Raw genomic sequence first — 11,557 nt, 5'->3', positions numbered from 1 at the left:
ACGCCGAACCCAAAGTGCTCACAAATGATTTGAAAAAACGGGCAAAGAAACTCAAGAAACAGGGTGTAGGCAACGGACGAATTTCTGATTTCAAAGTGGATGGGCTGGCCTTATTTAAACGTGAGTTTGAAGTGCAGCACATGCTGATTGACGGCACCACAGGGGCCGGTAAATCCGTCATGCTGCGGAAACTGCTGCGCTGGATACGCAAACGTGGGGATAAAGCGATTATTTATGATAAAGGCTGCACCTTTACCAGTAAGTTCTTTGACCCTAGCCAAGACACCTTACTCAACCCCTTCGATGAACGCTGCGCCAATTGGGATGTGTGGTGCGATGCAAAAGAAGCCCCTGACTTTGAAAATATCGCCAGCGCCCTTATCCCGCAGCATGGCGAAGGTGACCCATTCTGGGTCGACTCCGCCCGGACTATCTTTTCAAGTGCGGCGTATCGCATGAGCCAAGATGACAAGCCCTGCTCGACCGCAAGGCTGCTTAGCCTGATACTCACGTCTGAACTTGAAACCCTGGGTAATTTCCTGCAAGGCACAGAGTCTGCTTCCCTTGTCTCGAAAGACATCAAAAAGACGGCCATCTCCATTAAGTCGGTGCTCGCTACCTACATTAAGAGCCTACGCTTTTTAGATGGCTTGGATGACAAAGACACGAAAGGAGAGCCCAAACGTAAACCGTTTTCTATCACCGATTGGGTACAAGATGACAAACAAAAAGGCTTTTTGTTTTTATCGAGTAACGCGCAGCAACACGCCTCATTGCGTCCTTTGATTTCGACGTGGCTTGCCATTGCTTCTAACGCTATCTTGGGACTCAAAGACGATGAAGACCGCCGCATCTGGGTGATTATGGATGAAATGCCAAGTCTGCATAAACTGCCTGAGCTTGACACCATCATTGCCGAAGTGCGTAAGTTTGGGGGCTGTTATGTGATTGGTCTCCAGTCTTATGCGCAGCTCGTGAAAACCTACGGAAAAAATACCGCGGACGTTATTTTTGATTTACTCAACTCTCGCTTTTACTTTCGCGCCCCATCAGCGCAGATGGCGCAAATCTCATCCAAAGATTTGGGTGAGCAAGAGGTGGATGTCTCAAGAGAGCACATTTCTTACGGTGCAAATGCACTCCGTGATGGGGTATCGATTGGCCACCAGACGGTGACACGACCGGTTATCTCTAGCAGTGAAATCCAAGCCATGGATGATTTGCAATGTTACCTTCGCGTACCAGGAAGCAGCTTTATCACTCGACTGGATTTGCACTTTGATAAGATGCGAGATGTGACACCGGCCTTTATAAAACGTGATTACACCCCATCGCCCGCCATGACCAAAGCGTATCAAAAAGCGATTTACTTTGAGTGTGTCGCCCCAGGTATGCTCCTCAACGAAGAAGAGCGTAACGCACTCACAGAAATCCAAGCCAAGCAATTTGAAACGCCGGAAGAGATGAAGCTGGAAACCGACCAAATCCAACAAGCACAACGAAGTGAGACAGTCAAAGCGTTAGCCAGCAAGGAGTCGGAAAAGCTCAAATCAGACAATGACCATCAAGAGCGCGCGCATCAAGAGCTTGAAGAGTCGGCGATATCTCAAGATATCGAGATGGACTCTGGAGAAATGGTAGAATAAATAGCCATTGCGCTTTAAGGAACTTAAATACCCTCTTAAATGGTCAACTTATCAAAAACTAGGTGTCGAGGGCATTTAAACAAGGATGTTAATCACTGTCCCGTCCTGAAATGTGTTACACATATGACCATTCCAAATAAACACTACGTTAAGCGCACTCAGCGTGATTACACACTAGGCTTTAAATTACAGATTGTAGACGCCATCGAAAAAGGCGATATGACCTATAAACAAGCCCAATCAATTTACGGCATACAAGGTCGTTCGACCGTTCTTACTTGGTTAAGAAAGCATGGCAAAATGGATTGGACTACCAATCCAAGGAAGAACACGATGTCAAAATCACCGAGAGTGAATGAAACACCCGCCCAAAAAATAAAACGACTTGAACAAGAGCTCGAAGACGAACGTCTTAGGTGCCTTCTTCTCAACAGAGTTGTTGATATTATTGATGCTGAGCATGGGATGTCGCTAAGAAAAAGTATATAGCGAAGGAGCAAGAAGCCTTCAAAAGGAGAGGAAATTAAGCTTAAGTAAAGCTTGCTCATTGCTCGATATATCCCGTCACAGAGAGAAAAGCGTGAGGCAACTCGTCAGGCTGAGCTTGCTCCTGTTAAAGGAATGGTCCTTGAACTAAGACGCTTCATGCCTCGGCTAGGAACTCGTAAGCTCTATTTCTTATTGAAACCTAGGCTGATAGCTAAGGGAGTAAAACTTGGGCGTGATGCTTTGTTTGATTACCTCAGGGAAGAGCGCTTACTCGTTAAGCCGAAACGGAGTTACACCAAAACAACGAACAGCAGGCACTGGATGAAAAAACATCCGAACTTGCTAAAAGAAGTCGTTCCGTCAAAACCAGAGAGGTTCTGGTGAGCGACATCACTTATGTTCAGTCGATCGAGGGCTTTCATTACTTGTCATTGGTTACCGATGCCTTCAGTCTTAAAATCATGGGTTATGAAGTCAGCAATGAAATGAAAGCGAGCGATGTTGTGAAGGCCTTAGATATGACGGTAAAAACTCGATGTTATCGTCATGCGACAATCCATCACTAAGAGAGAGGGCTTCAGTATTGTTCTAGTTTTTATCAAGAGAAGCTTAAAAAGCATGACATAACACCGTCAACGTATTTTAGGACGAGACACCTCAACAATGGAAAATAATTATGAACCCAAAAGCCCAATACGGACTGCAAATGAAATACCCTTACAACCAACCTATCCCTAAAGCACATCAACTGCCTGTATGGAAATGCGATTAATGCGTTATCTTTTCCTACACAAAGAAAATGAATATCTTTTATTGAGTAATGAAGATGGCACATTAAAAGAGGAGGCAAGTCAACTGACGCAGCAAGGATTTACTTGTTTCATACACTCCCCCATCGAGGCAGAAGAGAAAGAAACCGCGAAAACGCTATACCTTAAAGAGTTATTATTTTGCGCAACCAATGGTCACATTATCGCCATTCACCAATTAACAGGACAAGAAGTGTGGAGAAATCGGCCACAAGGAAAAGAGTACCAGGCATTAGGAACCACTACGCTCTTGCTAGAAAAAGGTATGTTGATTTGCGGCTCTAACGGATGCGTATTTGCGCTATGCCCCTTTTCAGGCTCTCTTTTATGGGATAATAGTTTACCAAATCTTGGTTTTGGCACAGTGACGCTGGCAACGACACAACAAAACACAACAATTGAAACCATCGTGATTACTCAAACAAACACGACACATGGTCATGATCACGGTCATCATACTCGCCACTCAATTTATCCCTCCATCATCGAATACAATAACCTATGATGAAAAAATACGATGCGGCCCTGACATGTTAAAACAACCTGAACCACTCATTGTTCTCGATATGCTCGACGGCAACGACTGGCGACATTTCGTGCTTACTTATAGAAGACGCTAAAAGGTTGATGCCCTCTACATTGCGTATGCGCTAGAGTTAGATATTCCTGTGGTGACAGATGATCAAGACATGGCTGAGTTAGCCGAAACGTTTGAAGTGAAGTCTATTCCGACTTTAGAGTTGATGAAAATTATGCATGACAACGGTCATGCAGATATCGGCAAAATCAAAGGTATTGTTGACTATTGGAGCGCAATTGGAGATTGCCCAGCTAATCTCCATCGTGATCTTAAGAAATTTGTTCCTGAGTTATAAAAACGCTCAACCCTTGTGAGAGCCCTGAACAAGCAGAACATTCAATGGATTCACTTTCCAAACGTTGGACGAATTTACCCACCCCACTTTCGTGTTATGGAATAAATCAAGGTTCGCTCCACCTGCTATATGCCTGCATGTAGTAGGTAGAGTGAGCCAGACAAACGCAGTACGTCAGAAGTATTTTCGTTTTTAATCGATAACCCTAGCTCACTGAGCGCGACCAACCCCTATTTTTTAATTTCGTCTCAGGAAATTTTAGTGGACCGTCTCAGTGGGCTACTTTATTGATAGTAAGAACCGGACGGGTTTTGACGTTATTTTATATTTGTCTCTCACTTACCCTCTACTTCTGAGCCCTTTTCCTGTTATTGAGGTGAGACGCGAAGCACCGTATTAGTTGAAATGCTAGAAGCTTGTTAACGGTATTTTATCCGTATTATGGTCATGTTATACGGCGTTCCAAATGGGCGGTTAATATGAGAACTCGATCATGCTTTTACTTTGCATTAGCCCATAAAATAGTTAAATCATACCTCCTCTAAAAATGAGGTTAAACATTACAGTATTCATCAGTATGCCTAACAATTTTTTGAAACATTACATGGATCTATTATCACCATTAGGAAGCATAACATCGCACTCTATGTTCGGCGGATTTGGTTTATTTTCAGATAAGACAGTTTTTGCTTTCGTTGCGAAAGAGCGATTATGCATAAGAGCGAATGAAAGCCAAAAAAAAGTGTTTGAAAAGCGTGGATTTCAGCCCTTTTCTTATACAAAACGGACGGGTCGGGTTGTCACCTCTTATTACATCCTACCTAATGATGTATTGAAGGATCGTAACCAGGTGCTTCAATTAGCTAAATGTGCACTGAACGATTCCCAGAATAGAGGGTTATCAAAACGTTTATCTTTCCCCGTTAAATTGAGAGTATTACCGAACTTTCAAGCAAGCACAGAACGGATGCTCAGGAAGGCTGGTATTGATTCTGTTGAGTGTTTATATCGTGTTGGCGCAGCCAACGCTTTCCTCGCCATTCGAGCTTCGCATAATGTTCCCGTTAAACTTGAACTGCTTTGGATTCTAGAGGGAGCGATACAAGGTGTACACTGGTCGGTCGTTTCTGACCAAAGGCGCAATGAGTTAATCCATTTGATTGAAACTGTGTGACTATATCTATAAAAACGACAAACAACGAGCCGAGGCTCTGAAGCCCTCTTTATTTATAATTACTGTAATTGAAGGTGATGTAAGTCTTTCGTGGCTTGTTACCATATAAAGGGGCAATAGAGCATTAAACCACCTTTCGTTTAATGCTTTGTAATATTGATATGTGTTTGCCAGCGCCAAGTCATGGGGGCTCTGTCCATTGCCCTGACTTTTTGCTGAGCAAAGGGTCAAGTATGACCGTTATAGCCGTCTGCAGGGGCGCTTTTTGGCGTCTCCAAGCCCTTTCATAAATACCGTCTCTGACTTCAGTAAGGTATCATTCTCGTCGAAATGTTGGGTCATTGTGGGCTTATCTCTCGTGATAAATAAGCCCAGCAGGCCTGGCTATGATAAGTAAGCCATTGTTTGAGTAAAAGAAACTAGCGCTTAATCAAAAAATCATCAATGGATTGACCCGCATCTAATTTCGTTTGAATGGCCGCAGGTGTGCGACCTTGTCCTGTCCATGTTTTTTCAGTGCCGCTCTCATCAGTGTATTGGTATTTCGCGGGTCTTGGTTGACGAATTTTTTTTGTTTTTGGCTGTCCAGTGAGCGCTGCCAGTAAGTCCTCTACCCCTATTCCACTCTCTGACATTTGTTTTGCCATTTCAGCCACTTTGGCCTCTTTTTCTGCGCGCGCTTCACGTTCAGCTTCTTCGCTTTCCTGGCGCTCCAGATACACGGTTGTTAATTTATCCAGTGCTTCTTCAAGCTGCTCAAAAGTTAATTCTCGAGAGAATGCTCGCAAAGTGCGAATGTTCAGTAACGTTTTAATCATTGGGTTCATGTTAAGCCTATTTATTGTTGAGTTTTTATATGACTAAGCGGCAGCATATATAATGCTTGTCGAAGTGTGTGTCAAAATTCATTTGAAAGTAGTGATGCTTTGTTAACTGGGTCTCATATAAAAGCTTAGATGGCACAGAGGGGGAGAAATAAAGAGGTCATTGTCCAACAACGTGCTTATCGCTCACTTTTGGGGAGGAAATGCGATGCAAGAGTAAGTGAATCACTTCATGCTCATCCACATGCTCGATTTCTACGCGATAGACACCTTGGGCTTGCACGGCCTCAATCAGCGCTTTGAGGCGCGTCGTTTTGACAGTCATCACCAAGGGTTTGATTTGGTTATTGTCTTTATCAAACCCTTCTTCAATTTCTGACTGGGTCATGTACAAGATCTCCTCCTCTCTCGCTTTGTCGGGATGGTCGAGCTCGGAAGGAAATTGGTGCTGATCATTGAGGTCTGTCAGCATGAGATAGAGTTCATCCGCCTGTGACAATCGAGCCTGATACTCAAGGTTCAGTTGATTGACCGTCCACAACTTTTGCTCAAGATTGCCTCTGGTTTGGCGACCAATAGTGAGCATGGTTTTTAGGTCGTTTTTGCACACAGAGAATTGAGCCTGCTTTACTTTCGGTTTGAGGTATTTCACCAAGAAGGCATTGCGTTTCTTTACCGTCCAAAACCCACCTTGCTGACTCATAGTGCAATAGAGCGTCAGCAGTGAATGGGTAACCAGCTCATCCAGAGCTAGGTAGTGTTTTAAATTTTGACTCATCAAAGCGCTCTGTTTATCCAATCAGTCGCACAGTGTATCAAATCCCCAATGAAAATCATGGCGTAAGCGCGCCTTTCCTTTGAATAGCAGTGAATACGTTCATTTCACCACTTTACCTTCAACGCCAACTCTTAAATAAGGAGCGACGATGCGTCCCCGTAAGAAAAGCAATCATTTTACCCGAGGTGGCCAAGTCATCTTCCATTCCATTCGAATGTTCTTCCAAGTCAACAACACCATCATCAAGTTCATTGGTTTTGGGATGTTATTGGCCACCCTCGCGTCACGCCTTTTGGGGGAGTTCTATTACTGGCGGAATATTTTATACGCTATTAGACAACTTGGTGAACCCAGTGTGGGACGGTGAGCGCTACCAATCCACGCTCGCGTCTCAGCTTGACAATGTCGTGCTTCTCGATATTCACGCCGAGGAGTGGCGAAACTTCCAAGTCTACTACCTCATTTCGATGTTGGTCGGATTCTTCATCTTTTATCTGCTGCAGCGTTTTTTCAAAGAGCAAGGCGAGAAACAGAGTGAAGACTTTCATGTGCGTGGTTTTCGTCTGGTTGAGCTACAAGTATTAACCAAGATGCAAATCAAGCGCGCTAAAGTGAACCGTAAACGCGGTTATGGCGATGGCACCACGGGCGCGGCGGGTAATCAGTGATGATCCGCAAACTGGTGCGATGGATACGAGAGCGTGGCGACAAGGCCATTATTTACGACAAAGGTTGTGTGTTCACCTGTAAATTCTACCGCCCTGAGACCGACGTCATATTGAACCCGTTTGATGCTCGATGCGCGAATTGGGACGTGTGGTGCGACGCAAAAGACGCCCCCGACTTTGAGAACATGGCCGCGGCCCTCATCCCACAACACGGCGATGGCGATCCATTTTGGGTTGACTCAGCGCGCACCATTTTTTCATCCACCGCCTTTCGCATGAGCCAGGACAATAAACCCGCGACGACCGCACGCCTATTGAGTTTAATTTTGACCAGTGAGCTTGAAGCGTTAGGTAATTTTCTGGAAGGCACCGAGGCCGCCGCCCTGGCATCGAAGGACATCAAGAAAACCGCGATTTCCATCAAATCGGTATTGGCCACCTACATGAAAAGCATGCGTTTTTAGACGGCCTGATGATGAGCATCGAGACGAAGCGCTGCAGAAGAAGTTTTCTATTACAGACTGGGTACAAGACGATAAGCAGACCGGCTTTTTGTTCTTATAGAGTAACGCGCAGCAGCATGCGTCACTGCGACCGCTCATCTCCATGTGGTTGGCTATCGTGTCCAACGCCATTTTAGGGCTAGAAGCCGATGAAGACCGCCGCATTTGGGTCTTGATGGATGAAATGCCCAGTCTGCATAAATTACCTGAACTCGGCTCCATCACAGCCGAAGTGCGAAAATTTGGCGGGTGCTACTTAATTGGTATCCAATCGTACGCGCAGTTGCTGAAAACCTATGGCAAGAACGCCGCCGATGAGATGTTTGATTTGTTGAACACGCGCTTTTTCTTTCGTGCGCCATCAGCACAAATGGCGCAAATCTCTTCCAAAGACTTGGGGGAGCAAGAAGTCGATATTTCTAAAGAAAACGTGTCGTACGGCGCGAACACGCTGCGTGACGGTGTGTCATTGGGCCATCAAACGGTCACAAGGCCCGGCGGTCTCGCCGAGTGAGATCCAAGCTTTGGATGATTTGCTGTGTTACGTACGTACGCCAGGTGTTGATCTCATCACTAAGCTGGATTTGGAGTTCGATGTCATGAAAGACATCTGCCCTTCTTTCAACAAACGTAGCGTGACATTGTCACAGCCCATGTTCAAACCACTTACTACGAAAGGTCGCACCGAGTCTTCACCTATCCAAAGAAGCGCAGCAACCACTTCTCAAGCTACAACATGCCAAGTTCGATTCAAAAGAATAAATGCTCAACGAGGCAAGCCAAATGAAAGAAGCGATGCAAAGTGACACCGTGCAAGCGATGGTCGAGTCAAAGGATCAAGACAATCTCGAGTACCAGGAGCAAGCGCAGCGAACCATTGAAGAGCAAGCCACCTCACCGGAAATAGAGATGGAAGCGGGCGATATGGTTGAATAGCGCATCAAATAGTCGATAGCCACACAAGACAGAAATAGGTCATTGCAAACCAAATGTATTAGGTATTTTTATGTTACCGAGTTTGTCTAGATTAATCTTCGAGACCTTGGTCGTCTCACTCTTATTTTTTGCACTTTGTCTTATGCAGATCACCAAGAGTCAATTTCAGTGGACGCAACTTTTCATCGCGTCCACTGGCTTTTTATCACTGTATGGTTTGAAGCGCATCGTGGTTTTTTTGTTAAAAAACGCCCCAACACTCCTCACTACATCGTACTCACCTTTGCAGTATTCGCTTTACTCCTGAGCATCAGCATGAAGTACTCGTTATTTGGTTTATTGAATTCGATAGGCCTGACTTTCATGTACTTGGCACCCAGCGTGTCAAAAAGTGCACTGACTCAATCTTAGTCATGACTAGATATTTAGTTATAGTGCACCATAAGCGCACGTAAGCCCTATCATTGATGAGATTCATTAAAGGAAAATCGATGAAAAGCGTAACGCCCCATAGAGACGACACCCTAGAGCCTCATCATCTCGAATAATCACTCAACCACTCTTCCAAGCCTTGCCATTGCAAGGCTTTTTTACGTTCATTCATCAAGGAATTACCATGTCAAATAAGACCCTCTTTAATTCTGACCATCTACCGATATTAAAGAAACAATTACACACTATATTCGATCAACTTACCTTCGCTGAAATCATTCAGGGCAACGCCACCGAAAAAAACACATGGTTATCGATTTGCGCTCAAGCGGTAGGTTATGGCGACTGGGACGACTTAAAAGCGCAAGCAGTCACGCACCACGAGCCAACCCACAACATTCTATTTAACCAAGCATCCATCATTCCTTTCATCCAAAGTGTCAGAGTCAGCTTGGGGGAGCACATCGACAATATTGAAGGCTTTACCCATGTCATACTAAGAAACTTAACTACCGAAGAGCTTCCCCCCCTACCCAAAGCGCCAACGTCCTATACGTTAGAATTAGGACCGAATACGGCCTATGCCCGCGACCTTTTAGATTGGCTGTGGCCAAGAACAAAAAATTACCAAGTAGACCCTATCAACACTCAGTATCTAGCGCACATGAAAGAAAAGCGAATGAGCTTGAGCAAGTCTCAAGCAAAAGAGCGCGCTTTGGATGTTTACCCACACTCTGGCATGCTAATCAGAGACATCTTAGAGCAACTGATTTCAGAAAATTACCTAGAACTCAACGATGATCAAAGGTGCGTCACTTTTACTCGCAAAGGTCTTAATTATCTCAACGGAAAAATGACCCACGAATATGACGACCAATGGAAAGAATGGTTTAAGGCATTTGCAGCGCATCTCAAAAAAATCCCATACCGATACATCAAGATAGATTGGACACCCTATATCGATTTATATGCCCGGGGCATGTCACCCATTGAGGCGGCAAAAAGTCTTGAATGGTCAGAATGCTACACTCAAGCACACTCAGAGATCCAATCGGCCATTAAACACCAACTCGACATCCATCTGCCTCTATACCCCAAGGAACGATACCTGCAATTTACGCCTAGAATATTTCTGACACCTGAGCTGACCAGCAACAAGGTAACAGACATTCATTTTGAATTTATAGGACCCGACTGGGCTAAACCAAACGGCAATCCAAAAACAAAGCGCTTTTGGCCAAACAAACGCTACGTGTCTGTTTATTTAGAGACCTCCCCCAAAAGTCGAGGTTGGTATGCCGTCATTCCCGATGAGGTTGATTGTTTTCAAGTGAGCTACAAATGGACAAGCCAGTCCCATTCTTTTGCAAGCGTCACCCACCATATGACTTACCAGTTAGAGCCAAATATAGAGTGTGCTCAAGATTGGCTGTATGGCAATGAGTGCATGAAGCATTCTGATTCTTCGAAACTAGCGATGGCCGCCGATGAATACAGCTTTAACCATCTAGAATGCCTGACTCATGGCAAGCATTTAACCAATGAAGAAATTGTAGCGTTAGACCGATTTAAAGCGGGCATTACATCCATTCACATTGATGAAAATGGCGTCATCATTCACGAAGAACGAACGTTAACCGCTAGCAATTCCTTTGCTTGTGTTGGGATCATTTTGTAACCACACCTCTTTTAATTCCACTTCCCCCTTAACCTCCACTCACCGCTCAGTTTTGCTGCTAGCGGCAATTTGCGTTGCATAAGGAAAATACTCATGCTTTCTATTAGCCCATTAAAATCCGCTTCTGGCGCTGCCAAATATTATCTCAGCGAAGAAAACCCCAAAGACCTACCTGACGTCTCTTTAGAAAAAAACGCGGGCGATAACTATTACCTCAAGGAAAAAGACCAAGAAGAAAACACCTTCTGGCATGGCAAGCTGGCCATCGAAGCGGGACTGGCGGGTAAACCCGTAGAGCAAGCCACCCTAGAATCGGTACTCTCAGGCAGTCTTGGCGGTGAAACCATTAAAGGAAAACGAGATGATCATAAATCGGGCTTCGACCTGACCTTTTCTGCGCCCAAATCCCTCAGCGTTCTTGCGCTTATTGGCGGAGATAGCCGCCTCATTGAAGCGCACAATAACGCCGTGAAGTTCGCCTTAACAGAGCTGGAGAAAGACGTAGCACAAGTCAAAGTCACCCATGAGAAAGGCGTTCAAGAATACGAAAATACGGATTCGATGCTATTTGCAGTCGTACGCCACAAGACCAGCCGTGAAAATGACATGCAAGTGCATTCGCACGCGCTAGCCGCTAACATGACGCGCGATAAAGAAGGAGATTTACGCGCTTTATCAACCAGCCTAAAATGATGTATGGAATCCACTCCCTCTCTGCCAGTCTACACTTAGCAGAGTGCCATTA

At 45.0% G+C, this 11,557-nt stretch carries 7 protein-coding genes and 3 pseudogenes; 8 read left to right on the top strand and 2 right to left on the bottom strand.

Annotated features, from left to right (window positions below):
• The 5 genes and pseudogenes from traD (ACED53_RS21645) to ACED53_RS21625 form a co-directional block, all read left to right on the top strand.
• The coding region (traD, locus tag ACED53_RS21645; RefSeq protein ID WP_371715303.1) for a type IV conjugative transfer system coupling protein TraD at positions 1–1,646 on the top strand (1,646 nt) is incomplete at its 5' end.
• Positions 1,647–1,769: 123 nt separating this feature from the next.
• Positions 1,770–2,770: pseudogene (locus tag ACED53_RS21640) on the top strand (IS3 family transposase); the annotation flags it as partial.
• 136 nt (positions 2,771–2,906) lie between these two features.
• On the top strand, positions 2,907–3,449 hold the full coding sequence (locus ACED53_RS21635; protein WP_017100250.1) for a hypothetical protein: 543 nt from the start codon (positions 2,907–2,909) through the stop codon (positions 3,447–3,449).
• Between the two features lie 184 nt (positions 3,450–3,633).
• Entirely contained in the window at positions 3,634–3,819 is a 186-nt protein-coding gene (locus tag ACED53_RS21630) for a hypothetical protein (RefSeq protein ID WP_198927411.1), read from the top strand.
• A gap of 604 nt (positions 3,820–4,423) precedes the next feature.
• Entirely contained in the window at positions 4,424–4,993 is a 570-nt protein-coding gene (locus ACED53_RS21625; RefSeq protein WP_102579742.1) for a TfoX/Sxy family DNA transformation protein, read from the top strand.
• Between the two features lie 419 nt (positions 4,994–5,412).
• Here the strand turns inward: ACED53_RS21625 and ACED53_RS21620 are convergent, their stop codons facing one another.
• A complete protein-coding gene (locus tag ACED53_RS21620; RefSeq protein WP_017100253.1) occupies positions 5,413–5,820 on the bottom strand; it encodes an H-NS family nucleoid-associated regulatory protein in 408 nt (135 codons plus the stop codon).
• Positions 5,821–5,977: 157 nt separating this feature from the next.
• On the bottom strand, positions 5,978–6,595 hold the full coding sequence (locus ACED53_RS21615) for a DUF2913 family protein (RefSeq protein ID WP_017100254.1): 618 nt from the start codon (positions 6,593–6,595) through the stop codon (positions 5,978–5,980).
• Between the two features lie 148 nt (positions 6,596–6,743).
• On the opposite strand from ACED53_RS21615, the pseudogene traD (ACED53_RS21610) reads away from it, so the two are divergent.
• The 3 genes and pseudogenes from traD (ACED53_RS21610) to mobF form a co-directional block, all read left to right on the top strand.
• Positions 6,744–8,702 (top strand): annotated as a pseudogene (gene traD / locus ACED53_RS21610) (type IV conjugative transfer system coupling protein TraD).
• Positions 8,703–9,318: 616 nt separating this feature from the next.
• Positions 9,319–10,812, top strand: a complete 1,494-nt coding sequence (locus ACED53_RS21605) for a hypothetical protein (RefSeq protein ID WP_102579741.1) — start codon at positions 9,319–9,321, stop codon at positions 10,810–10,812.
• Between the two features lie 93 nt (positions 10,813–10,905).
• Positions 10,906–11,502 (top strand): annotated as a pseudogene (gene mobF, locus ACED53_RS21600) (MobF family relaxase); the annotation flags it as partial.
• Positions 11,503–11,557 lie beyond the last annotated feature (55 nt).

This window comes from Vibrio sp. 1F169 (genome assembly GCF_041439605.1).
In the GTDB taxonomy this organism is placed as follows: domain Bacteria; phylum Pseudomonadota; class Gammaproteobacteria; order Enterobacterales; family Vibrionaceae; genus Vibrio; species Vibrio tasmaniensis_A.
The sequence above is the reverse complement of the archived record's forward strand: the minus strand, read 5'-3'. Positions and strand labels throughout refer to the sequence as shown.

Excerpts from the sequence above, each read along its gene's own strand:
- ACED53_RS21635 (WP_017100250.1), top strand. The coding sequence starts at position 2,907 with ATGCGTTATCTTTTCCTACACAAAGAAAATGAATATCTTTTATTGAGT.
- ACED53_RS21630 (WP_198927411.1), top strand. The coding sequence starts at position 3,634 with ATGGCTGAGTTAGCCGAAACGTTTGAAGTGAAGTCTATTCCGACTTTA.
- ACED53_RS21625 (WP_102579742.1), top strand. The coding sequence starts at position 4,424 with ATGGATCTATTATCACCATTAGGAAGCATAACATCGCACTCTATGTTC.
- ACED53_RS21620 (WP_017100253.1), bottom strand. The coding sequence starts at position 5,820 with ATGAACCCAATGATTAAAACGTTACTGAACATTCGCACTTTGCGAGCA.
- ACED53_RS21615 (WP_017100254.1), bottom strand. The coding sequence starts at position 6,595 with ATGAGTCAAAATTTAAAACACTACCTAGCTCTGGATGAGCTGGTTACC.
- ACED53_RS21605 (WP_102579741.1), top strand. The coding sequence starts at position 9,319 with ATGTCAAATAAGACCCTCTTTAATTCTGACCATCTACCGATATTAAAG.